Genomic DNA, 21,741 nt, shown 5'->3' with positions numbered 1-21,741 from the left:
TGCCCTCCTTCCATCTGACGGACACACAGACGATTCACGAAGCCATTCGTGATGCTTTGATTTGCGCCTTTGTATCGCTCAAGCGCATGGCCCTCCCGGCGGGGAGTCGGGGTGAGCAGAGGCCGTGGAAACACTCCGTGGTGATGTGTCCTGATAAGGCGTCGGATTGCCTTATGCTGATGATCTGGTCCTGCAAGCGGCCAGTCGGTTTTCCCTTTATGGAGCCACCTTGTACGACCGCCTTCTCACCCTGATCAGGGTCGACCTCGCCACCAACGAAGCAACAATCTCCGTTCGAGGCCGTTTCACCACCACGAACTATCGGGCCCTCGTGCCCCTCATCCGGCGCGCCCGCGCTTTACCGGGCAACCCGACGGTCACCGTCGATGTCTCACGGGCAGCCACCGTGGAAGCTGACGCGACCCTCCTCCTCCTGGAAGCCTGTCACTCACTTCCCCCGCACCCAAACGCACACACAGACCGAGACCTGAACCCACACTGGGTTCCGGACCCAGTGCGCGTCATTGGGACCGTCACGCCGTCTGACACCTCGCGCGTAGCTTCACCCGTCGCCGCCTGACCATCCCACGCACGTCCTCCACCGCTGGCCTGTTCACCTGGTCGCGCAACAGCTCCCGGGGGTCTCGAACACCACCTGAGCTCCCTGACCAGAGCCAGGACTGCGTACCAGAACAGAACAAACCAGCGGCCATACCGATCCCGATCGCGTTTCCGGCACCTCTTCCCTTCTCGCGTTTCCCCCCTTTTAGGAGCAGTCATGAACTCTCGCCTCTTTCCCACCGATTCTTTCCCCGAAGACCTCGCCGCTTTGGAGGACATTGAGTTACAGGTCCTGCACAGCAGGGTCCAGCGGCAGGTCGATCACGAGTACGGCCACGAGTTCGAACTGAACCCGGAAACCGAGTTCCGGGCTGCTGACGTCGCTGAGGAGTTCGGACGCCGTGAGGCACTGGCATCGTCATGGGGTTCCCTCCTGAACACGATGCTCAAGGCATGACACCCGCCGTGAGCGCTGGCGGGTCAACGGACACCCTCCCTGATTTCGAGCCTGAGGCCTTCAATGTCCTTGTCGAGGAGTCGTCCGCGGCTGCAGCGTGGGGGTTTGCGACTGATTTCATCTCGATGCTCCCGTCCCGGATCGACAGGGTCTATGCCGCATTGGCAGGGGGCGATGATCGGGAGGAGATGATCACGGCGCTGTCGAGTCTGGAGGTCAGTTCCATCATGGTCGGAGCGCTGCGTCTTTCGGCGACAGCCGGTAGGGCGCTAGCTGATCTCACCCGGGCCGCGCATCCCAGCATGCTGCTGTCGGTCCGGCTACGGCGTGAGGCACAGCAGTTCGTCTCGGCCTATGCCTCCTTCCACAAAGCGTCGACACAGGCCGCCTAAATCAGGTTCATGATGCGCCTGCGGGCCAATTCTGTCGTCTCTCTTCATAGGATGCAGGTCTGATCCTGCTAGGGGTGACGTAGCATTTCAGAGGTTCATGAGGTGGCCTAAGGTTCAGAAGCGAGCCTTCCTTCACCTCTGTTAATGCGTGGTTAAGGATTCGATGCCGGACGAGGAAGAACTGGCGCGTGAAGCTGAGCGTGACAGCGTTACAGCCCAGTTGCAGAGCATGGTGCTGGAAAGCGACGACGTCCAGGAGTTCCTGAACGGACTGGTCACGGTTGCGGCTCAGGCGTTCACCGGCCCTTATGGGGACGTGTTCTGCGGCATCACGCTCCTGCGCCCGAGGTCCATGATCACCGTCGCCAGCAGCAGCGAAAAAGCCCGGCAGGTCGACGAGGTGCAGTACGGGTTCGACGACGGACCATGCCTGCGGGCGGCTCGAGAAGGCGTCACCGTCCACATCAGGGACTTCCTCACCGACCCCCGGTTCCCCGAGTACCGCGACGCGATCGCCAGCTACGGACTCCGCTCGGCCCTGGGTATCCCGATCCGCCTCGACGACGGGGCCAGCGCCGGCCTCGACTTCTACTCCACCGAACCGAACACCTTCGACGCAAAGGGCATCCGCGTCGCGGAGGGATTCGCCCGCGATGCCTCCCAGTCCCTTCGCCTCGCCGTCCGGGTCGCCAAGCTCACCGAAGCCGGCACGAACATGCGCACGGCCATGGAATCACGCACCAGCATCGACATGGCGATCGGCGCGATCATGGCCCAGAACCGGTGCAGTCAGGACGAAGCCACCGCGATCCTCCGCAGGGCATCCTCGAACCGGAACGTGAAGCTCCGCGACCTGTCCGCCGAGATCCTGAACTCGATCGGGCAGCACAGACCCGTCGTCACCTACTTCGACAGCTGATCCCCACCACCGGTCCCACCAACCGGCCCTCCATGCTGGTCCTCGCCGTCCGGTGTAGTCCTGCGCGATGTTCCTGCGCGGCAAGCCGTGGCCACGAGCGGTGCCCGCTGATCGCAGGCGTCAGGAGTTGATTTCGTCTTCGACGAGGCGGGCGAGTTTGCGCAGGAAACGCCCGTCCTGGGGTGAGAAGCCGCGCGGCTTCTGGTCAATGACGCACAGTGTTCCTACCGTCCAGCCTCCGGGGCCACGGAGAGGGTAGCCGGCATAGAAACGGATGAAGGGCTCCCCTGTGACCAAAGGGTTCGTCCGGAAGCGGTCGTCCTCGAGGGCATCGGCGACGATCAGCGGTCCGGCGTTGCGAATCGTCGCGTTGCAGAAGGTGATTTCCCGTGGCATGTTCTGCTCGATGGGCCCGACCACCGACTTCAGGAACAACCTGTGGTCGTCGACCAGCGCCACGATCGACGAGCTGACGTTGAAGTGGTCGCGGGCCTGCTGCGTGTACCGGTCGAAACGCTCCTCGAACGGCGAATCCACGAGGTTCGTGTGCATGACAGCGTCCAGGCGTTCCTGCTCAGCCTCCTCATCCGTGAACAGGAAAGCGCCGAACGCGCCCAGCGCCCTACGGGCATCCTCCGGCGTCTCGGCGGCTTCGTCGTCCTCACTGCGGGGAATCTGGATGTTCACAGAACTACCCTCGAGGAGTTCATTCATGGCATCCGCGAGGATGGAACGCTCCGCTCCGGACAGAATCAGGAGTCCCCCGAGGTACGCCTCGACCTCGAACTCCGATACCTCCCCGCCCAGGCCGTAGTACTTCACCCACAGCTCACCGACAGTGATGTTCGCCTTCGACAACGCGAGGGTCGTGAGCCTGATCTGCGTCTGGCCGTCCATAGGATCTCCGGTCCCGCCTATCCTCGTAAAACCAAACCGCTCGACCTTCGGCAACGGCGAGCTGGGGCTGAAGCAGTGCGTGCTGTGCAGCACCAATAATCAGCTAGCTTAGTTTTACTAAGGGTAGAGCAGTACTTGGCGCAAAGGAAACGATCACCTCGTCCGCCATCGCAAAGACCCCCGACCATCGAGGTGATCATCGTTGCAAAACGCGTACTCCGTTCGATAAGAAGCTGTGCGACGACATCGGCCGACGCTTCCAGGGGCCTGATCGGCCGGCGTGGGGGTGTTCGGTTAATCAGGTGTCGGTCAGAGGTTCTGCAGGTGTGAGCTGAGGTGTCTGATGCCGTCGCGGATACGGGTCTTAGCCGTGGGTATTGGAATCCCGAGGTGCTCGGCGACCTGGACGTAGGTCAGGCCGCGGTAGTAAGCGAGGGAAATAGCTTCCCGTTGCAGGTCTGAGAGCTTGCTGAGCGATTCCCTGAGCTGGTCGGTTTCCGCGTTCTGGATGACGACCTCGGTGACCTGGTCGTGGTCGTCACCGCGGTTCTTGAGCCCCCATTTGAGGTCGCGTACACGGTGGGATTCTTCTGCCCTGACCCTGTCCACTGCGCGGCGGTGGGCGAGGGTCATGACCCACGAGATTCCGGAGCCTTTGGCAGGATCGAAGTGAACTCCACTACCGACCCACAGAGCGAGGAAGACGTCCTGGGTTGTCTCGGCGCTCAGATCCGGGTCGACGAGGACCTTCCGCACCAGCCCGTACACGCGGTGAGACGTGCGCTCATAGAGCTCCGTGAAGGCGCTGGCGTCACCCTGCTCAAGACGAAGCAGGAGAGCTCCGACCTCACACCCCCGACCAACGTTCGAACTGGCGGGTCCTGACGAACGCTGAGCAGGCTGAGCAGGCACCGCAGGAGCGTCAGACCCGAGAACTGTGAAGGGCGTGTCCGACATGAGGGCACCTCGTGAGGGAACAACGAGCGGCAACTGAACTGTGTGCATGAGAGTGAGACCTTTAAGAGAGACCATCGCGTCCAGCCGATACTCATCACGCCCCGCACGTGACCTACCCGACTGCTAAACAACCTAGGGATACCCAACCACAGATCATCAGCAGTCGTCCTGGTTGGCGGTCTTCCTTGCGCCAACCCTGCTCATAAGACCAGGAACAGCAAACGCCGCCCACCCTCGATCAGGGTGGGCGGCGCCTACTCGTGCTGCTACGGCTGAGACGTCCGAGGACATCAAGCTTTCGTATCCGAACTTCGTGCGGGCCCTGGTATCAGGCCTTGGTGTCAGGCCTTGGTATTGCTGCGGCGGACCATGTAAGCGCCGCCGGCTGCCGCGGCCAGAACAAGGCCGCTACCCAGGCCGAGAGCGGCGGTGTTCGTGCCGGTCTCCTGTGCGACACCGGTGTCGGCTCCGCCCTGGGGCATAGCGCCCATCTGGGTGGCGGTCAGCGTGCCACACAGTACCGGCGAGGTAGCGCCGAGGGGCAGATCGGGGTTCAGATCGCTCGGGGAGGAAAAGACCTCGGTCGAGACGCCAGCGGTGGCAGGGTCCAGGCCGTGGACGACGACGACAGCGGTCCCGGACTCCAGCGATGCCTTAGTGGCGGCGTCGAGGGTGATCTCGCGCTGGACACTGTAGGTGCCGCCCTGGCCGCCGAGCTCGAGGTTCAGGCCCTCGGCCGGGGTGGTCGCACCGCTGGTGGTCAGCGTGGTCTGGATGGCGCCGTAGCCGCCCGCGCCTTCGGTGACGCTGATGATGCCGTCACCGTTGGTGTCGTTGGCCGGGGTCGGGCAGACACCCGCCGCACCGCCGTGGATGTGCTGGACGTGGGGGTACGGTCCGTCCATGAAGGTTTCGGCGAGGCCTGAGACCTGCAGGTTGACCATGGCCTTGTCGCCGGTGACGTCGACGGTGATCGTGCCGGTGCCCGTGGTGCCGTTGAGCTGGCCCAGGGTCGAGGAGTAGGAGGCGTCCGCTGCCATGGCGGATCCGCCGGACAGGGCCAGGGCGCCCAGGGCGAGGGTGGGGACTGCGAGCAGTCGCATGCTGTTCTTCATCAGGTGATTCCTTTACTGTGCGAATGAGCACACCTTCCTCAGTGTGCTTACTGTGCTTCGAACCACACCCGGATCTGGATTGGCGGATTGAGCGCACATCAGACAGCGGGGGTTGAACAGCGGGTTTGGATGGAGGCATTCGACACCAGGACTGGTCAGCAGCTCGGGCGCCTCACCCCAGGGAAGGGTGAGACGCCCGAGCCACACGGAGTGACCTTACCGCCGGTATCCAAACCGGTCGTTTCGGCCAAGGCTCACCATTCAGGTCTTGGTGCCCGGCTTTTGGTGGCCCGCGAACCTGTCGGCTGCGTTCCTATTTGGCGAGGAAGGTGATCAGGGCCTGGTTCCATTCGTCGGGGTGGCTGACGTTGCACCCGTGCGGGCCACCGGCGATGACGTGGAGGTCGCTGCCGAGCAACGTTGCGTGGGTGCGCTGCCCGGAGCCCTCAAACGGAACGGTCGCATCGGCGTCGCCGTGCAGGACCAGGGCCGGAACGGTGACCTTGAGCAAATCGTCGCGGAAATCCGTGGTCCCGAACGCTTCCATGCACGCCAGCGCTGCCTTCTTATCAGCCTGCCGGCACAGCTCGAGGGCTTCCTGACGCTGTCCCTCGGTGACCTTCAGCTCCCCGTTCGCGGAGAAGAAATCGGTGGTGAACCCGTCATAGAACGACTCCTCGTCCTTGGACAGATCCTTGGTCATCCCGGCAGCAGCGTCCTTGGTGAGAGGTCCGTCAGGGTTGTCCTCTCCCTGCATCATGAACGGCGGGACCGCGGAGGCGAACACGACGCTGCGGATGCGCTCAGGGCTGTACTTGGAAAAGTAGCGGGCGACCTCTCCCCCGCCCATGGAGAACCCGACCAGGGTCACGTCCCGCAGGTCGAGTTCCTCGAGCAGGGCCTGGAGATCCTCGGTCAGCGTGTCGTACGTGTACCCGGTCATCGGCTTGTCACTGCGACCGAAACCGCGCCGGTCATAGGTGATCACCCGGTACCCGGCAGACTGCAGTGCAGGGACCTGATTCTTGAACGCCTCCCCGGACAGGGGCCACCCATGAATCAGGACTACGGGGCGACCGGTTCCGCCGGTGTCATCGACGTGGAGGTTGGTGTTCTTGAACAGACCATGATGCGCGACGATCTCCGCCATAGGGGTAACTCCTTCTAATGCTTGTGCTGTCGGTGATGCGCCATGGGCGCGTCTTTCACCCTAGATATTCGTCAGCATGCTGTCTTTCGGATGGGTGCCGGTTGCGCTGCCGCAAGACGCGTGATGCCACGCTGGGCAGCCGGGCCCCAGGGTCGGACCTGGATGCGCCGGAGATGGAGGGCCTTTCGTCTGTAGCGGTCGCGCCATGCCGGATCGTCAAACAGTGCCCCACAATCGGTGCTTGCTTGACGTCGGTGCGGCTGGTCGCGTTGACTCATCAGTAGGCTTAGCATCTGGTCAAGAAGCGGCTGGATACTGAGCAGGGCCCGCCCGGGTCCTTAAGCGATCGGGCCGATCTCCGGTAGAGGGGGTTCTCCTATGAAGGCAGTAGTTTTCAAAGCACCGTACGAACTGTCCGTCGAGACCGTCGATGACCCCACGATCCAAGGTCCACTGGACACGATCATCCGGATCACGACAGCGAACATCTACGGGTCCGACCTACACCCGCATGAGGGGCGCATCGGGTTCAACGACTGCGAAGCGTTCATTGAAGGGATCAGCATCGCCGGCGGCCAATGCCCGGTGAAAAAGTACAACCGGGAGCTACGGGACATCATCATCCGCGGACGGGCGAACCCGTCCTGGATCGTCTCCCATGAACTCTCACTCGACGACGCCGTGGACGCCTACTCCAACGTCGACAAGCGCGAGAACGGCTGGACCACAATCCTCCTCCACCCCTGATATCCACGCCTGTCAGCTGCCTGAATCACTGACTGAAGTCGGTCAACGGACGTTGACAAGTCGACCGACAGGTGGCGAGTGAGCCGCCTGCTAGCTGGGGAGGCCGAGGATCGGCGAGGGGACGCACGTGACCTTCACCGCCAATGCGGTGAAGCTCCATGGTCACCCCCACCCTCCTGACTACCAGGATCACTGAAGGGAACGCAGCCCCTCATGGCTGATCCAGCTGCTCTTGCGTTGATCTGTACGTTGACACCCTCCCCCGATCCTCGCCGCAGACATCCTGGTCCTGTCCACCCGATCTGGATTCGCCACCCCTGCAGCATCGCCCAGCAGGTCATGGAACGCCTTGACGCCTAGTTGTTCGTAACCGATGACGAGGGACGGCGCATCATGTACGGGAAAGTCGCCACCGTCGCTGTCATCGGCAACGAAGACGGCGCACACGAAACCGTCGCGGACCTCATGCAGGGACTCAACGACGTCGGGTTCACCCTCCCCGTACAGGGCGGCACCTATTGGGTTGGCGAAGCCATGCAAATAGTCGACTTCAAGGACCTCGACCAGGTCCCCGACCCCGTCGCGTCCACCGACCCCGGGCTGTTCTGCAACGCCGCCCGCCTCGCCTCCTACCTCAAAGCCACCCCGAATCCGACCGGTTGACGAGATGACAGGTCTACGGTGGGTGTAGCGCAACCTCGTGAGGAGGGACAGCGATGGGCAGACCGATGACTGCCGCTGAACAGTACACCGCCCTTTCCTCGACAGTGCACCTCCTCGGAATCAGCCTGCCTGACCTGTGGTTGGAGTACTACGCAATGGGCGGCAACCTCGAACTCTTGGACCTCGATGCCTACGTCTACGGGATAAACACCCTCCCGGCCGTTGATCGATCCATGCTCGAACAGGTTCTGCGGGAGCTGGACCCCGTGATCTTCAACCTCGCCACAGACGCTTCGGGAATTCCCTGATTAGTCCGCCCCTGGCTGCCCTCCGGTTCATGTCGGACCGTGTCAGACCGTGTTGCTATTCTTCAGGGCGAACAGAGTTGTGCAGCTAGCTCTGCGACGACCCGTGGAGAGCCATCTCCTCGTGCAGTCATTCGATGATGCCCCGAAGTCCACCCCTGGCTTCGGTGTACCTTCTCACCTGTTCCATAACTGTCCGACCGGGACCTTCCAGTACTACTTCGCGACCGACACCTTCCACTGGTCCGACGAGATGCTCATCATGCACGGGTACGAGCCCGGCGAGATCGAGCCGACCTTCGAGCTCGGCCAGTCCCACGTCCACCCCACGATGCGGGAGAGCAGCGCTGCATTCTGGGTCGAAGTGACAGACCACGCCGGCCCATTGTCGATGTATCTGACCCTTCAGGACAGAAGGGGCAAGGACTATCAGACTCTCGTAGTGGGCGGCCCACTGTTCGAGGACGGTCAGCACGTCGGGGTGTGGGGGCTGCTGATCGATCTCACGCGCTCAATTCACACCGATTCGCACCGGCTCGCCAACGAAGCCGTCGCCGCGGCCACCCTGAAGCGCAGCACCATCGACCAGGCAAAAGGCATCCTCACCGGCATGACCGGCATCAGCGCCAGCGAAGCCTTCGACGTCATCTCCCAACACAGCCAGGACACCAACCGCAAGGTCAGCCTTATCGCACAGGACATCGTCGACGCCATCGGGCACCATATCCCCCGGCAGGTCGACGGTAAGGACCGGGCACGTCAGTTCCTGCGCTCTCTGTAGCCGCACTCCCCTGGCGGGTGCGTCATGCGCATGTCTGCTGTTGACCGGGCCTCTGACCACGATCAGTCATCGGGGTGACGTTGCCGGATGGAGGGCTCAGCGCTCATCAACGGAGCTTCGAGCGACGTCGGCCGGGTCATCGCCGTGTCCCTTGCAGCACGCAACGACATAGTGCACCTTCAGGGGCGCGATGCTGCCCGCCTCGCCGAAACGGCGGAATCAACCCCTACCAGCTGATCGGCGTCGGGCCCGGTGAGGGCTGCGATGTCGCAGATGAGGAATTGAAAGGTCCAAAACGGCCTCACAAGCGGCACATCGTGCCCGCTAGCGCCGGACGTCGGAACGTCGTCGAGGTCGGCCATCTGCGACTCAGGAGCGCCGTACAGGATCGGTGTGCCCGATGCCGGCGGAGACGGTTGCCGCTGTAGTGAGTAGTTTCTTCGGTGGCGATCTCGTCACCGGTAGTCCCCCTCCGCGGGGTCCCTACCAAGACGTGCGGCTTCATCTGTATAGCAGTGGGCAGGAAGGCGTAGAGGAGCGGTAGCGATACTGCACAAAATTCGTGCCCTGTCGCCCCGTTCAACCTCCCAATCCCTCACGGGTTGGCCGTCACCAACTGTTCAGCTGATGCTGGTTGCTTCTGCGGGCTTTAGGTCTAGTGTTCGAATCACACATAGGTCTAGACACAGGCCAGGGATGTGTAGTGAGTGCGGAGACGGCCATGACCGAACTGATGAATCACCCCGCAATACCCACGAGCACCACTGCCGCTGCAGCATCGCTCACGCTCCTCACAGAATCCGATCGGTCCAAGACGACGGCAAAGCTCACCCGGGCGAATCAGTTCGGGACGATCGACACGGAGCAGCTGACTGCGTGGATGGAATCCCGGCAGGAGCCTGATGACTCCCTCACTGACGATGAACGACCGACCCCAGCTGTTCTCGCGTCACTCTCTGTCCGCCGGTTGAGGACGCTGGTCAACCAGGCGTACACGCTGATGGATACCGGCTTCCCGCCCAGCCGGACGGTGGACCGGTACGAGATGCTCGTCGACGAGCTCGAGCGCAGAGCCGAGGCAGCGAAGAAACGGCATCCGGTGAGCGCGACGCGGGAGAAGTTCCGCGATAACTCGCTGTCCTCCCGGTTCGAGCTGTTCATCGACGGACACGTGGTCGCGTACATGCAGTACCGGATGACCGGCGGGGACCTGACCCTGATCATGGGTAACGAACTGCCGGGCTTCCGGAACCAAGGCGCTGCTACAATCCTGATGCGCGACATCGTCCTCGACGCCCACAAGCGGCGGTTGAACCTCATCCCCCGTTGCCCGATGGCTCACGCGTTCCTGGCCGATCACCCTCAATATCAGCAGTACACCGGCCACCATTGACCTATCGCTGATTCGCTGGGTCCCGCTTTCGCTGTGGAGCCAGCGGCATCCGGTCGGGCAGGGCTGCGGTGGGGCGTTTTCGGCTGTCCTGTCTGAGCCGGCCGCTCCAACTGGTGCGGTCGTCAGTCGGGGGTCGTCAGTCGGGGGGGGCGTCAGTCGGGGGTAGCAAGTCGGGGGCGCTCAGCCGGATAGTCGGCTCATGGGTGGAAGTTCTCTATGGGGTGGGTGTGGTGCCGATGTTGTCGAGGATGCTTTGGGCGAGGACCAGCAGCTTCGTGTTGCGGGAGCTGGAGGCCTGACGGAGGGTGACGAAGGCTTCCTCCTGGCTGCAGAGGGTCTGGGACATGATGATTCCTCCTGCGGTGTCGATGACGTGCCGGCCCTCCATCGCGGCGCGTAGGTCAGCGCCCCTATCGGACAGGTCCGCCAGGCGCACTGCGATCCGGAGGGACTTCGATGCCTCCTGCGCGAATCTATGGGCCAGATTCGTGGACCGGGGTGTGAAGGCGCCGGGCTTCGTCGAGGTAGACCTCTCGTTCCTCGTGAGCCGCTGTTAGGCGTGGCCCGTCATCTGACCTGCACTGGACCTCGTCCATCTTCTGGGCAACGTCATTGCTGCTGGACACCGTCGCTGCGCGGCGTGGCAGCAGGAGCGTCACCCCGCAGAACACGTCCTCTCCTGGGGTTTCGAGGACATCGACCGCCGTGCTCACCAGGATCTCGAGGTGCTCCACGAGGTTCCCGCTATCGGTGACCGAGCGGTGTGCGAGCTCGGGGATCTCCCGGTCGTGCTCGGAGCCGCCCTTGGTGTCAGGGTCCGCGCCTTACGGGGCGTTGTCTTGCGCGAATGAACGGTTGTTCATCATGGTCCTCACCACAGCTGAGGCCCTTGTAGGCGAGCTCTCAGAATTCGAGCGCCTACCGGAAGTACCCGTGTCATGACATCGTCCTCGGTACGGGACGATCTGAGCGACCATACCGGTAGCGTCACCGGCCATGGCACCTCGCCCGCGTCCTGGTTTCTCCACAACGTTCCACCGCGATCTGGTATCACTCCGACCAACGCGGAAGCCCGCCGATCACGGTCCTCGATACCGCACCGGGAGGGCCCCTGGCGGGGACCGTGCTCGCACCTGATGCCGGGAACCGGTCAGCTCGTAGGTCAGGGTGAGCGGCGCCGGGCGTACTCGGCACGCAGCGTCAGGATGGAACTGACCAGCCGATACTCGTACACAGCGTCTTCGGGCGGATCCGATGTGTCCAGAACCTCGTAGAGCCGGTTCGCATGGACGCGAAGCTCCCGCAAGGGCATCCGCAGGTAATTCGGGGGCCGAGCGTCAGAAGGATTCCGCAGTGGTCTGGACGGCGACTCTACGGGCGACGTCGTTGGTGATTCGAGGCGGGGTGTTGAGCAGTGGGGGCACATCATCATCTCCAGACACGACGTTGGTCGAGCCCACTGCTGAGCCACTGGCAGGCACTCTACCCAAACACGAACCCCCCAGCCAATGAACCCGCACATCATGACGACGACAAAGCGCGGTTCATGAGCAGATGCAGATCTGCTATGTCGAGTTCCTGGAACCCCGTTGTAGGTGTCCGGCTGTTCCAGCACGATTCACGCACCGGCCGACTGCAGTGAGGGGATGCAGGACAGTCTCTCGTGGACATGCTCTCTGACCGCGTCAGCTTGCTCTTGACTCGGCCGCCACCGGGTCTCGTGCGGTGGCAGTGGGCCGGACTGCTCGCTGGTGTTGTGTTCTGGTCCATGCAGCGCACTCGCATCAAGCCCGGTGCGCGTGCTCGGGGCAGTAGTAGCGGCCGACGTCGACGGTGATCGTCCGGTACAGCCAGCCCTCGGGCAGGCGCCTTCCCTCGTCCTGGAGCTTGGTCGTCCCGCGGCAAATGCAGCACTGTGCCAGGGCTGGAATTCTCATCAGGTCATGCGTCTGTTTCGGCTAGGTGGGGAGCGCTCTCACCCAGTAGAACTGTCGGTGAGGGCCCCGGTCGTCTGTGTGTTGATCCCCCATCCACGCAGCCTCCCCGGGGCCTTCGTCATTGTTCCTCGAACGAACCGGTGGGCGGAGACTTGGGCTCGCCGGCAAGCTTGTCGAGCTCGCCCTTCTTGTAGATCCTGATGACGTCCTGCCGGCCCTCGGGCATCCGCGGCCGGTGCAGCGGGCAGAATGTCAGTCCCGCATCCGCGATGTACGCCCAATCCTTCGGCGTTCCATCACCGGTGAGCGTCAGCGGGGCGGTCCTGCCGCATTCCGCGCATTCGGCCACCTGGTCGTTGTCGGGGCGGGTCGCAGGCATCCAATCAGTCTGTCAGCCTCCACCAACTGCTGCCCGGGGATGGTGTCAGAGTAGTGTTCTACGCTCTGTAGTGGAGTCCTGTCCGGGGTGTCCGTCGTACTCGACCTACCGTGCACCCTGGTCAGAACGTCCCACTCTCATGGAGCACTTCCCTCGAGTACTGCCTGACTGGATGCCAGTGTGCAGCGCAGCAGCTCAGATGACAGTGCCCTGAGGCCAGTCGTAGAGCCGGCGAGACGGACAGTGGACGTCGGTGTGCCGTCCTCGGTGGACTCGAACCTTGACTGTTCATGGCTTCCGCCGGCGTGCGCGACCGCGGCGAGGACGAGTGACAGCACGTCACGGTCCAGGCCCGGGATGACGTCGCCGAGGTCGACCAGCGCTCCCCCGTCGCCAAGCGACGCAACCAGCAGCATGAATCGGCGTTCGTCACCGGAGAGTCGTTCGAGGTTGTCCTCGATCACTTCGAAGTCGACGAAGGGCCAACGGCTGCCCCTACCGATCCACGACTGTCCGATCTGGCAAAGAGACGTCCTCGAACCGGTGAGACGTCCGTTCAGAAGGTCGCTTGTCGACCCATTGCCGCAGGGAGGCCGTCTGACCGTTCCTGCGGCTTCTTCTCTCTATGCTCGCCATGCACTTCACGGGGCGGTCCGAGCGGCCACGGGTCGCGGATGGGCGCACTCACGTGGTCGGCGAAAGCCGCCGCGTGGTCGAGGGCACAAAAAAACCCCGGCGAACCGGGGTTTTCTTGGTGCGCGGAGGGGGACTTGAACCCCCACCCTCAATAAGAGGACTAGCACCTCAAGCTAGCGCGTCTGCCATTCCGCCACCCGCGCGGGTGGTTTTTCGCCGTATAAACCGGCGAAAGCAACGAGAAAGACTCTACCACGAGAACCGCTCAGGAGTTGAATCGGCGGCCTGCCCTCGGGCCGCCGACGACAACCGGCACAATACGGAGCACGGAGCACGGAGGACCCCCTACCGTGGCGCCCGCGACCGCGGCAACCACCCCCTGCCCGACCCGTCGCACACGTCGCGCGGCATATGCTGGCCAGACCACGGGCCGGCATGTGCCGTGGTGACGAGGAAATTCAAGGCAACAGGGAATGGATGCGGTGGACGAGACGAATCCCGGCCAGGAGCAGTTCGCCCTGACGTTCGACGCCATGAAACGGACCAACATCTCCACGGGGGAACTCTGGCTCCACTACTTCAGCATGGGCGGAGGCGTCGACGAGTACGAGGTGAACGCCTACCTGCACGGTTTGATCGACCTGCCGGAACATGAGCGCGACTGCATCTCGCAGGCTGTCAACGAGCTGTACGACGACCTCTGCCGGCAGCGTGGCGCCCCCTACAGCTCCGGGCGTACGAGGATCTGCGACGACTGACGAGGGGCCCTGCGGTCAGGGCGCGACGGCCATGAGCGCCAGCGGGCCGGACGCGAGTGCCAGCGACCCGCCGATGACGACGGCGAAGCCACCGAGCCACAGCGCCGACGGGATGCCGGTGGCGGCCTTCAGCAGGTAGGCGTCGGACGACCCCAGGTCCCGCCGTCGGGCATGGACCCGCACCACCTTGATCCAGTCACGGCAGGCACCCACGAGCAGGGCGATCCCGAGGACCAGGCAGGCGTATCCCGCGGGCTCCCCTCCCCCGAACCACACGAGCGCGAGGGCGACGGCGGCGCTGCCGCCCAGGATCAGGATGCCCTGTGCGTTCCGCACGAGGACGAGGGCTGCCACCAGGAGCAGCGCCCCGATTGAGAGCGCAGCCCCCGCCCACCCGTGCGCGGCACTCCACAGGAGCCCGAGCCCGACGATGGCAGGCGCGGGGTAGCCCCAGAACGTGGTGAAGGCCGCGCGCCGGCCGCCGCGCCCGAGACTGGTGGTGGTGCCCGAGTGGTCGAGGCGGAGAGTGATCCCCGTGACGCGCTGCAGGGTGAGCAGGGCGGCCCCCACGTGGCCCAGTTCGTGGACCACGGTGACGAAGAGTCCGAAGATGCGCCAGGAACGCCGCGGGACGCACAGCACGGCGGCAGCGACCGCGATCACCAGGATGCCGGTGAGCCCCACCGACGGCGGAGTGGCTTGCGCGAATCCGCCGACGATGCGGTCCCGGAACTCGGCCGCCGGCGTGCTCATGTGCCGTCCCGTCCCACCCCGGCCTGCACGGCCGTCCTACCGATCGGCGTCGGCCGCCCGGTCGAGGCGCTCGGCGATGGCACCGATCGCGACGGCGACCTCCGCGAAGGAGGTCGACAGGGGCGACAGTCCGAGCCTGATGCCGTTCGGATTGCGGTAGTCGGGAATGATGCCGTCCGCCCACAGATCGGGCACCATGGCGGCGAACGCGGGATGATCGATGGTGATGTGACCGCCACGCCGGGCGGGATCGCGCGGTGAGGCGACAACGACGCCGTGCGGCGCGAGCACGGCCTCCACGGCCTCGACGGCAAACGCCGTGAGCCGCTCGGACTTCGCCCGGACGGCGGGCATGCCCACAACCTCGAGCAGGTCCAGCATGTCGCGCATGGCGATCATGCCGACGATGGGCGGGGTTCCCGAGACGAGCCTGCGGATCCCGTCTGCCGGCCGGTACGCAGCACCCATCGCGAAGGGGTCTGCGCTGCCGAGCCAGCCGGGGATCGGCTGGTCGAGCGTCGCCAGGTGCCGCTGCGCGACGTACGCCCACGCGGGAGCGCCCGGTCCACCGTTGAGGTACTTGTAGCTGCACCCGGCCGCGAAGTCCACGTCCCAGGCGTCCAGCTCGGCCGGGACGGACCCGACCGAATGGCTGAGGTCCCACAGGACCAGCGCCCCGGCGTCGTGGACCACCCGCGTGATGCCCTCGACGTCGGCGACGTGGCCGGACCTGTAGGCCACGTGGCTGAGCAGCACCAGGGCGGTCTGTGGCCCGACGGCGCCCGCGACGTCCACCGTCGTCGCCCCGCCGTCATAGGCGACGTCGATCCAGCGCACCGTCAGGTTCCGCTCGCGGGCGATGCCCTCCACGATGAAGCGGTCCGTCGGGAAGTTGTCGCGGTCCACGACGATCTCGGTCCGCTCCGGCCGCGCTGCAACGGCCGCGCGCGCCAGCTTGTAGAGGAGGACGCTCGTGGAATCGGCGACGATGCACTGTCCCTCGGCGGCACCGAGGGCCACCCGCCCGATCCTGTCGCCCACCTGCTGCGGCAGCTCCAGCCAGCCCTCGTCCCAGCCCCGGATGAGGCGGCCGCCCCACTGCTCCCCGACGAACGCCGTGAGGCTGTCCGGCGTCACGGCGAGGGGACGACCGAGGGAGTTGCCGTCGAGGTACGAGCGGACGGATCCATCCGCGGTCCCCAGGAAGAGTGCGCGGTGACGGGCGAGGGGGTCGGCGGCGTCGAGCTCGGCCGCCCTGTCGGCGAGGGTGGAGCTGGTCATCGCTCCAGTCTAGGTGGCGGGCCCTGCCGTTCCGGCGGCCGCGGAGGTCCAGGAGGGCGGCTCCCTGGGGAACCGCCCTCCTGGATACTGCACGGGTACTGCGTGGGTACTGCGCGCGGGACGACTACCGGCTGGATGCCGTGCTGTAGGCCGCCTGGATGGAACTGCCGAAGTACGGGCCGTACATGACGTTCTTCTGGGTGCTGTAGCCGAAGCTGTTGACGGAGTTCTGCGTGCCGCCGGATCCGGAGCCGACGAACCACGGACCGCCCGAGGAGCCGCCGGTCATGTCGCAGGGGATGCCCTGCGACTGCGTGCCGCCGATGCGATCGGCCGTTGCGGTCCCCGTGCAGCTGTAGAGGCGCTCACCGTTGAAGGGCGAGGCGGCAGGGTAGCCGTACGCGGTGTAGTTCAGCCCGCGGGCCATGTTGAAGCCGATGCTCGATGCGCCGACCGTCGCCGAGAGGGTCCGGCCGTTGAGGGTGTTCATGACGGCGAAGGCGCCGTCGTAGTTGATGTCGTTGCGGGAGACCCACTCGCTCGCTGCGACCAGCGAACGCGCGGTGAACTTGCCGTAGGGCGCCGCACCGTTGTTGTAGGCGGGCACGAAGACGAAGTTCGTGACGAATCCCGTGGCGAGGTCGTGCGTGCAGTGGCCGGCGGTGGCGACGACACTCTGGTTGCCGCTCTGCACGGAGTTGCCCGAGCACACGTAGTTCTGGCCGCCCTGGGTGAAGAACACCTTGCCGATGCGCGGTACGGCCGTCTGGGCGACGGCGCGGGGTTCGACGACGGGCTGCTTCGGCGCCTTGGCCACCGACTCCTGGCCTGCCTTCGGCATGATGGACCGGCCCTCGGCCGCCCATCCGGAGTTGATCGCGGTCGCCGGCTTGGCGTTCTTCATCCTGTCCGCGGTCCAGTAGGCGTCCAGCGACGCCTGGCTCTCGTTCTGGGCGTGGGACACGACGCCGGCAACGCTTGTGTCGGTGGCGGGCGACGGCGCTGCCTGGACCGGACCTGCTGCCATCAGCGCTGATGCCATCAGGGCCGACGCGGCGATCATGCCGGCTTTGAGACCTCTAGAGTTCACGAAACTCCTCTTTCCATCCAGTGGGGCGGCCTTCGGGGGCCGGTCCCTGGAGTCTGCCCCGCGCCCACGTGCCCTGCCCAGCCGATTCGGTGACTTCGGAAGAATCACCCGTGAAAACCACCGGCTCTCTGGACAGGGCCTGCCCGGCATGGAACTATTCCGCGCGGACCCACCCCGTGAAGTGCGGCCGGCGGCGCTTCGCATCCCAGCCCACGACGTCGATCCGGGAGCCGGCTGCAGCGACTTCGCCGGTCGGCGAGGCGAAGGAGAGCGCCACCCTGCCGGGCAGCGGCACGGGCGTGGCGAAGTCGACACGCCACGAGAGCGCACCCGACGGAGCAGGCACGGCTTCGTCGACCATCCGTGCCGCGAGGTACATGCCGTGGGCGATGGCGCCCTTCATGCCCAGCAGCCGCGCGGAGGGACCGCTCAGGTGGAGGGGGTTCCAGTCTCCCGACACGGCCGCGTACCGCCTCCCCAGGTCGGCGTCGAGACGCCAGAGTCCCGTCGGGACGGGCGGGACGAAGGCGGGCCGCTCCACGGATGAGCGTTCCGGTGCGCCCTCCGACCGGATGCCGCGGGCGAGGTAGACGGAGCGTCCCGACCACACGCGCTCCCCGTCGACGGCGATCTCCGTCACGAGGTCGACCTGCGTGCCGGCGGGGTGGGGCCTGAGGGCCTCGCTCCACGCGACGACGTCGAGCGTCTCCGACACGCCGACCTGCCGCTCCTGCCGCACCTCGTTGCTGAGGTGCACCATGCCGAGGAGCGGGAGGGGGAAGTCCGGCCGCGCGAGCACGCTCATGGCCACCGGGAACGCGACGGTGTGCAGGTAGGCGGAGGGCAGCTGGTCCCGGGCCGCGGACCCGAGCAGATGCTGGAAGCGCGTGACTGCGGGCAGCTCCACGCGCACGCCGCCGACGCGGTGCCGCACGGCGGGCAGGTCCGACGGCGCACCCTTCCGTGCCACCCTGCGGGCGGCCGTCGTCAGCAGCGCCCGGCGGTACAGCCCGGCGAGGGCGGGGACGGCCTCCAGCTGCACGAGATCGGTCGCACCGTTCTCCTGGCTCACGCGCCCACCAGGTTCTGCCCGCACACACGGAGCACCTGGCCGTTGATGCCAGCCGCCGCATCGGAGGAGAGGAACGCGACGGTCTCCGCGACGTCGACGGGCAGGCCGCCCTGCTGCAGGCTACTGAGGCGCCGGGCGACCTGGCGCGTGAGCGGCGGGATCTTCGCCGTCATGTCGGTCTCGATGAAGCCCGGGGCGACGGCGTTGATGCTGCGGCCCGCGCCCCCGAACTCGGCCGCCTGCGCCCGGACCATGCCGATCACACCCGCCTTGGACGCAGCGTAGTTGCTCTGCCCGCGGTTTCCGGCGATGCCGCTCGTCGAGGCCAGGCTGACGATCCGTCCAGTCTCCGAGAAGACCGGGGAGGCGATGAACTGCTCGTTCATCCGCAGCTGCGAGGCGATGTTGACCGCGATGACGGACTCCCAGCGGGACGCATCCATGTTGGCCAGGAGCTTGTCCCGCGTGATCCCGGCGTTGTGCACCACGATGTCGAGCGTCCCGAAGCGCCGGCGCACGTGGTCGAGGATCCGCACGGCGGCGTCCGCCGCGGTGATGTCGAGCTGCAGCGCCGTCCCGCCGACGCTGTTCGCCACGGCGGCGAGCTGCTCCCCCGCGGCCGGGACGTCGACGGCGACGACACGCGCTCCGTCCCGCACCAGGACCTCGGCGATCTTCGCACCGATGCCGCGGGCAGCGCCCGTGACCACGGCGGTCTTCCCGGCGAGGGGCTGGTCCGCGACGCCCTCGCCCGAGGCAGCGGTCGCGGCGGCGAGGTCGGTGATGCTCCCCGACGGAGTGGAAGCCACCTCGACGAACTGGCCGTCGACATAGGCGCTGCGACCCGAGAGGAAGAAGCGCAGGGCGCCGAGCGTCGTCGGATCCGTCGTGGTGGCGTCGCCGCGCAGGATGATGCCGTTCGCCGTCGCCCCGCCCCGCAGTTCGTGCGCGACCGAGCGGAGGGCGCCGTCGATCCCCTGGCGGGCAGCCGCCTGCGCGGGTCCGGAGGCGTCCGCGGCCGAGCGTAGGACGCCGATCACGCGTCCGCCCGGTACCAGCAGCCTGACGGCGTGCCCGAGTTCGAGCATCGGGGCGGCGAGGTCGGCGGGCTCGGTCGCTGCCTCCAGGACGACGACGGCGGCGCTCAGCTTCTCGCCGGGCAGGACGTGGCGCCGCACCTCGATGTCCCAGCCGAGCAGCACGTCGGCGAGCGCGTCCGCCCCCGCACCGGCGCCGGCGACCAGGACGGGGTGCGGCGCGAGCACCTCACCGGGCGTCCAGCGCCGCAGTACCGAGGGGCGGGGAAGACCGAGCGCCTTGGCGATCCTCGCGGGCAGGGGCGTGTTGACGAGTTCCAGGTACGCGTCGGCCATCAGTTCCTCGCCTCGAGGATCGCGACGACGCCCTGGCCACCCGCGGCGCAGACGGAGATGAGTCCTCGTCCGCCCTGCTCGGAGAGCGTCTTGGCGAGGGACGCGACGATGCGCCCGCCCGTCGCGGCGAACGGGTGCCCGGCAGCGAGCGAGGACCCGTTGACGTTGAGCTTCGAACGGTCGATGCTGCCGAGCGCGCCGTCCAGGCCGAGCACTCGCCTGCAGTACTCCTCGTCCTCCCAGGCCGCGAGCGAGCTGAGGACCGTCCCGGCGAACGCCTCGTGGATCTCGAAGAAATCGAAGTCCGCGAAGGTGAGGCCGTTGCGCTTCAGCAGGCGGGGCAGCGCGTGGACCGGCGCCATCAGCAGGCCCTCGTCGCCCTGCACGAAGTCCACCGCGGCCGCCTCGGCGTCGACGACGTTCGCGAGCATGGGCAGGTTGTTGGCACGCGCGTAGTCCTCGCTGCCGAGCAGCACGACGGCGGCTCCGTCGGTCAGCGGCGTGGAGTTGCCGGCCGTCATGGTCGCCGGGCTGTCGAGGCCCTTGCCGAAGACGGGCTTGAGCGTTGCGAGTTTCTCCGGCGAGGTGTCGGCGCGGAGGTTCGCGTCACGCAGCAGTCCACGGTAGGGCGTCAGGAGATCGGCGAAGAAGCCCCGGTCGTAGGCTGCCGCGAGGTTCTGGTGGCTACGGTAGGCGAGCTCGTCCTGGGCCTCGCGGGTGATCTGCCAGGCGGCGGTGGTGATGGCCTGGTGCTCCCCCATGGACAGCCCGGTCCGGGGTTCGCCCGTGCCCGGCGCGTTGGGCGAGAGGTCCTTCGGCCGGAGCGTGCTGAGGATGCGGATCTTCTGCTGGGTCGTCCTGGCGCGCGAGAGGTCCAGCAGGACGCGGCGCAGCCCCTCGCTGACGGCGATCGGGGCGTCGGACGCCGAGTCGACGCCACCGGCGATCCCCGACTCGATCTGGCCGAGCTTGATCTTGTTGGACAGCCCCACCACGGTCTCGAGTCCGGTGGCGCAGGCCTGCTGCAGGTCGTAGGCGGGAGTCTCCGGCGAGAGTGCCGATCCGAGTACTGCCTCGCGGGTCAGGTTGAAGTCGCGGGAGTGCTTCAGGACGGCGCCCGCTGCGACCTCCCCGATGCGCTCGCCCTGCAGGCCGAAGCGGGCCACGAGCCCGTCGAGCGCGGCGATGAGCATGTCGCGGTTGGACGAGTAGGCGTAGGCACCGCCGGCGCGGGCGAAGGGGATGCGGTTGCCGCCGATGACGACTGCCTTGCGGGGTGACTGGGCAGCGTTCTGCGCGCCGGCCTGATCTGCCATGGAAGGACTCCTGGTACGAGGGGGTGGATTACCGATACCTAGCGTACCTGATACGCTGAGTATCATGAAGCTCGCCGCTGCCCGGAAGGGTGCCTCCCGCCAGGCGTCCGTCGATGCGCCGACCGCCCCGGACGGACGGTCGAGCCGCTGGGAGGAACACCGCGCGGCACGGCGACGCGAACTCATCAAGACGGCCCGGCGGGCCATCGACTCACTCGGTCCCGGAGCCTCCATGGAGGACATCGCCGCTGCGGCGGACACGTCGAAGTCCGTGTACTACCGCTACTTCGGCGACAAGACCGGCCTTCAGCGGGCCGTCGCGGAAGTGGTCATCGGGCAGATGCAGCAGAAGGTCATCGACGCGGCGCGGGCCGCCGCGACCCCACGCGAAGGACTCCACTCCATGGTCCTCGCCTACCTCCAGATGGCGAGGACCTCTCCCAACGTCTACGCGTTCGTGACGAGGGTCGGGATCGCGGAATCAGGAGCGCACGACGACGGCGCCCAGGATACCCTCGCCCACTTCCTCGCAGCCGTCACCGACATGGTGTCCCGCCCCATGCGCGCCTACCTGGTCTCCCCCGACCGGCCGAGCGGTCCCGACGATTCCGCACCCGAGTACTGGCCGGCGGCAGCCATCGGCATGGTGCGCGCAGCAGGTGAGCACTGGCTCGCCACCCCGGACGGTCCGGACAGACCGACCGAGGAGCAGATGGCCCACCACATCACCGGCTGGCTCTTCGACGGCATCACCCGGTACGAAGCCCTCGCGCAGGCGGCTTCCCCCGGCCGTCGCGTCCCGCCCCGCC

General features: G+C 66.1%; 24 protein-coding genes and 1 tRNA gene. 10 read left to right on the top strand and 15 right to left on the bottom strand.

From position 1 onward, the window contains the following. Window positions 1-778: 778 nt before the first annotated feature. The 3 genes from ACTIMO_RS16265 to ACTIMO_RS16255 all read left to right on the top strand — a co-directional run bounded on the left by ACTIMO_RS16265 (window position 779) and on the right by ACTIMO_RS16255 (window position 2,329). Complete coding sequence (locus tag ACTIMO_RS16265; protein WP_448183062.1) at window positions 779-1,018, top strand: hypothetical protein; 240 nt, start codon at window positions 779-781, stop codon at window positions 1,016-1,018. Then, the gene (locus tag ACTIMO_RS16260; RefSeq protein WP_157365796.1) at window positions 1,015-1,410 is read left to right on the top strand and encodes a hypothetical protein; all 396 of its coding nucleotides are present in this window, start codon (window positions 1,015-1,017) and stop codon (window positions 1,408-1,410) included. The genes ACTIMO_RS16265 and ACTIMO_RS16260 overlap by 4 nt, the downstream gene beginning before the upstream one ends. Window positions 1,411-1,573: 163 nt before the next feature. Further along, a complete protein-coding gene (locus tag ACTIMO_RS16255) occupies window positions 1,574-2,329 on the top strand; it encodes an ANTAR domain-containing protein (RefSeq protein ID WP_448183061.1) in 756 nt (251 codons plus the stop codon). 120 nt (window positions 2,330-2,449) lie between these two features. On the opposite strand, the gene ACTIMO_RS16250 is transcribed toward ACTIMO_RS16255, so the two are convergent. The 4 genes from ACTIMO_RS16250 to ACTIMO_RS16235 all read right to left on the bottom strand — a co-directional run bounded on the left by ACTIMO_RS16250 (window position 2,450) and on the right by ACTIMO_RS16235 (window position 6,448). Beyond that, window positions 2,450-3,226 (bottom strand): GAF domain-containing protein, encoded by a 777-nt coding sequence (locus ACTIMO_RS16250; RefSeq protein WP_448182573.1) that lies wholly within the window; start codon window positions 3,224-3,226, stop codon window positions 2,450-2,452. 309 nt (window positions 3,227-3,535) lie between these two features. Next, a complete protein-coding gene (gene sigK / locus ACTIMO_RS16245; RefSeq protein ID WP_448183060.1) occupies window positions 3,536-4,183 on the bottom strand; it encodes an ECF RNA polymerase sigma factor SigK in 648 nt (215 codons plus the stop codon). A 341-nt stretch (window positions 4,184-4,524) separates the two neighbouring features. Beyond that, window positions 4,525-5,298, bottom strand: coding sequence for a hypothetical protein (locus ACTIMO_RS16240; protein ID WP_448183059.1), 774 nt, complete (start codon window positions 5,296-5,298; stop codon window positions 4,525-4,527). Between the two features lie 313 nt (window positions 5,299-5,611). Beyond that, on the bottom strand, window positions 5,612-6,448 hold the full coding sequence (locus ACTIMO_RS16235) for an alpha/beta fold hydrolase (protein ID WP_448183058.1): 837 nt from the start codon (window positions 6,446-6,448) through the stop codon (window positions 5,612-5,614). 378 nt (window positions 6,449-6,826) lie between these two features. Here ACTIMO_RS16235 and ACTIMO_RS16230 point away from each other — a divergent pair, with 378 nt between their 5' ends. The 5 genes from ACTIMO_RS16230 (at window position 6,827) to ACTIMO_RS16210 (ending at window position 10,337) form a co-directional block, all read left to right on the top strand. Further along, window positions 6,827-7,195 (top strand): hypothetical protein, encoded by a 369-nt coding sequence (locus tag ACTIMO_RS16230; RefSeq protein ID WP_422391862.1) that lies wholly within the window; start codon window positions 6,827-6,829, stop codon window positions 7,193-7,195. A gap of 393 nt (window positions 7,196-7,588) precedes the next feature. Continuing rightward, window positions 7,589-7,858: a hypothetical protein gene (locus ACTIMO_RS16225; protein ID WP_448183057.1), complete on the top strand. Its 270-nt coding sequence runs from the start codon at window positions 7,589-7,591 to the stop codon at window positions 7,856-7,858. A gap of 65 nt (window positions 7,859-7,923) precedes the next feature. Continuing rightward, window positions 7,924-8,166, top strand: coding sequence for a hypothetical protein (locus ACTIMO_RS16220; protein ID WP_157365952.1), 243 nt, complete (start codon window positions 7,924-7,926; stop codon window positions 8,164-8,166). 103 nt (window positions 8,167-8,269) lie between these two features. Further along, window positions 8,270-8,944, top strand: a complete 675-nt coding sequence (locus ACTIMO_RS16215) for an ANTAR domain-containing protein (protein ID WP_448183056.1) — start codon at window positions 8,270-8,272, stop codon at window positions 8,942-8,944. A gap of 703 nt (window positions 8,945-9,647) precedes the next feature. Next, the gene (locus ACTIMO_RS16210; RefSeq protein ID WP_448183055.1) at window positions 9,648-10,337 is read left to right on the top strand and encodes a GNAT family N-acetyltransferase; all 690 of its coding nucleotides are present in this window, start codon (window positions 9,648-9,650) and stop codon (window positions 10,335-10,337) included. Window positions 10,338-10,551: 214 nt separating this feature from the next. On the opposite strand, the gene ACTIMO_RS16205 is transcribed toward ACTIMO_RS16210, so the two are convergent. The 5 genes from ACTIMO_RS16205 to ACTIMO_RS16185 all read right to left on the bottom strand — a co-directional run bounded on the left by ACTIMO_RS16205 (window position 10,552) and on the right by ACTIMO_RS16185 (window position 13,492). Next, the gene (locus tag ACTIMO_RS16205) at window positions 10,552-10,773 is read right to left on the bottom strand and encodes an ANTAR domain-containing protein (RefSeq protein ID WP_448183054.1); all 222 of its coding nucleotides are present in this window, start codon (window positions 10,771-10,773) and stop codon (window positions 10,552-10,554) included. Window positions 10,774-12,121: 1,348 nt separating this feature from the next. After that, on the bottom strand, window positions 12,122-12,274 hold the full coding sequence (locus ACTIMO_RS16200; RefSeq protein ID WP_448183053.1) for a hypothetical protein: 153 nt from the start codon (window positions 12,272-12,274) through the stop codon (window positions 12,122-12,124). A 118-nt stretch (window positions 12,275-12,392) separates the two neighbouring features. After that, the gene (locus ACTIMO_RS16195; protein ID WP_422391855.1) at window positions 12,393-12,653 is read right to left on the bottom strand and encodes a hypothetical protein; all 261 of its coding nucleotides are present in this window, start codon (window positions 12,651-12,653) and stop codon (window positions 12,393-12,395) included. Between the two features lie 137 nt (window positions 12,654-12,790). After that, entirely contained in the window at window positions 12,791-13,117 is a 327-nt protein-coding gene (locus ACTIMO_RS16190) for a hypothetical protein (protein WP_448183052.1), read from the bottom strand. Between the two features lie 288 nt (window positions 13,118-13,405). Next, a tRNA-Leu gene (locus tag ACTIMO_RS16185) sits at window positions 13,406-13,492 on the bottom strand. A 279-nt stretch (window positions 13,493-13,771) separates the two neighbouring features. Here ACTIMO_RS16185 and ACTIMO_RS16180 point away from each other — a divergent pair. Continuing rightward, the gene (locus tag ACTIMO_RS16180; RefSeq protein WP_422391853.1) at window positions 13,772-14,047 is read left to right on the top strand and encodes a hypothetical protein; all 276 of its coding nucleotides are present in this window, start codon (window positions 13,772-13,774) and stop codon (window positions 14,045-14,047) included. A 15-nt stretch (window positions 14,048-14,062) separates the two neighbouring features. On the opposite strand, the gene ACTIMO_RS16175 is transcribed toward ACTIMO_RS16180, so the two are convergent. The 6 genes from ACTIMO_RS16175 to ACTIMO_RS16150 form a co-directional block, all read right to left on the bottom strand. After that, complete coding sequence (locus ACTIMO_RS16175; RefSeq protein ID WP_448183051.1) at window positions 14,063-14,800, bottom strand: M50 family metallopeptidase; 738 nt, start codon at window positions 14,798-14,800, stop codon at window positions 14,063-14,065. 36 nt (window positions 14,801-14,836) lie between these two features. Then, window positions 14,837-16,081 (bottom strand): kynureninase, encoded by a 1,245-nt coding sequence (locus ACTIMO_RS16170; RefSeq protein WP_448183050.1) that lies wholly within the window; start codon window positions 16,079-16,081, stop codon window positions 14,837-14,839. 124 nt (window positions 16,082-16,205) lie between these two features. Beyond that, complete coding sequence (locus tag ACTIMO_RS16165) at window positions 16,206-17,171, bottom strand: trypsin-like serine peptidase (RefSeq protein WP_448183049.1); 966 nt, start codon at window positions 17,169-17,171, stop codon at window positions 16,206-16,208. 154 nt (window positions 17,172-17,325) lie between these two features. Beyond that, the gene (locus tag ACTIMO_RS16160; RefSeq protein WP_448183048.1) at window positions 17,326-18,243 is read right to left on the bottom strand and encodes a MaoC/PaaZ C-terminal domain-containing protein; all 918 of its coding nucleotides are present in this window, start codon (window positions 18,241-18,243) and stop codon (window positions 17,326-17,328) included. Next, window positions 18,240-19,616: a 3-oxoacyl-ACP reductase gene (locus ACTIMO_RS16155; protein WP_448183047.1), complete on the bottom strand. Its 1,377-nt coding sequence runs from the start codon at window positions 19,614-19,616 to the stop codon at window positions 18,240-18,242. The genes ACTIMO_RS16160 and ACTIMO_RS16155 overlap by 4 nt, the downstream gene beginning before the upstream one ends. Continuing rightward, on the bottom strand, window positions 19,616-20,932 hold the full coding sequence (locus ACTIMO_RS16150) for an acetyl-CoA C-acetyltransferase (RefSeq protein ID WP_422391847.1): 1,317 nt from the start codon (window positions 20,930-20,932) through the stop codon (window positions 19,616-19,618). The genes ACTIMO_RS16155 and ACTIMO_RS16150 overlap by 1 nt, the downstream gene beginning before the upstream one ends. Before the next feature lie 64 nt (window positions 20,933-20,996). On the opposite strand from ACTIMO_RS16150, the gene ACTIMO_RS16145 reads away from it, so the two are divergent. Beyond that, window positions 20,997-21,741 (top strand): TetR/AcrR family transcriptional regulator (locus ACTIMO_RS16145; RefSeq protein WP_448183046.1); only part of this gene is annotated, 745 nt, incomplete at its 3' end.

The sequence above is a fragment of the Arthrobacter sp. CP30 genome (assembly GCF_053470025.1).
The sequence above is the reverse complement of the archived record's forward strand: the minus strand, read 5'-3'. Positions and strand labels throughout refer to the sequence as shown.

Excerpts from the sequence above, each read along its gene's own strand:
- ACTIMO_RS16265 (WP_448183062.1), top strand. The coding sequence starts at position 779 with ATGAACTCTCGCCTCTTTCCCACCGATTCTTTCCCCGAAGACCTCGCC.
- ACTIMO_RS16260 (WP_157365796.1), top strand. The coding sequence starts at position 1,015 with ATGACACCCGCCGTGAGCGCTGGCGGGTCAACGGACACCCTCCCTGAT.
- ACTIMO_RS16255 (WP_448183061.1), top strand. The coding sequence starts at position 1,574 with ATGCCGGACGAGGAAGAACTGGCGCGTGAAGCTGAGCGTGACAGCGTT.
- ACTIMO_RS16250 (WP_448182573.1), bottom strand. The coding sequence starts at position 3,226 with ATGGACGGCCAGACGCAGATCAGGCTCACGACCCTCGCGTTGTCGAAG.
- sigK (WP_448183060.1), bottom strand. The coding sequence starts at position 4,183 with ATGTCGGACACGCCCTTCACAGTTCTCGGGTCTGACGCTCCTGCGGTG.
- ACTIMO_RS16240 (WP_448183059.1), bottom strand. The coding sequence starts at position 5,298 with ATGAAGAACAGCATGCGACTGCTCGCAGTCCCCACCCTCGCCCTGGGC.
- ACTIMO_RS16235 (WP_448183058.1), bottom strand. The coding sequence starts at position 6,448 with ATGGCGGAGATCGTCGCGCATCATGGTCTGTTCAAGAACACCAACCTC.
- ACTIMO_RS16230 (WP_422391862.1), top strand. The coding sequence starts at position 6,827 with ATGAAGGCAGTAGTTTTCAAAGCACCGTACGAACTGTCCGTCGAGACC.
- ACTIMO_RS16225 (WP_448183057.1), top strand. The coding sequence starts at position 7,589 with ATGTACGGGAAAGTCGCCACCGTCGCTGTCATCGGCAACGAAGACGGC.
- ACTIMO_RS16220 (WP_157365952.1), top strand. The coding sequence starts at position 7,924 with ATGACTGCCGCTGAACAGTACACCGCCCTTTCCTCGACAGTGCACCTC.
- ACTIMO_RS16200 (WP_448183053.1), bottom strand. The coding sequence starts at position 12,274 with ATGAGAATTCCAGCCCTGGCACAGTGCTGCATTTGCCGCGGGACGACC.
- ACTIMO_RS16195 (WP_422391855.1), bottom strand. The coding sequence starts at position 12,653 with ATGCCTGCGACCCGCCCCGACAACGACCAGGTGGCCGAATGCGCGGAA.
- ACTIMO_RS16175 (WP_448183051.1), bottom strand. The coding sequence starts at position 14,800 with ATGAGCACGCCGGCGGCCGAGTTCCGGGACCGCATCGTCGGCGGATTC.
- ACTIMO_RS16170 (WP_448183050.1), bottom strand. The coding sequence starts at position 16,081 with ATGACCAGCTCCACCCTCGCCGACAGGGCGGCCGAGCTCGACGCCGCC.
- ACTIMO_RS16155 (WP_448183047.1), bottom strand. The coding sequence starts at position 19,616 with ATGGCCGACGCGTACCTGGAACTCGTCAACACGCCCCTGCCCGCGAGG.
- ACTIMO_RS16150 (WP_422391847.1), bottom strand. The coding sequence starts at position 20,932 with ATGGCAGATCAGGCCGGCGCGCAGAACGCTGCCCAGTCACCCCGCAAG.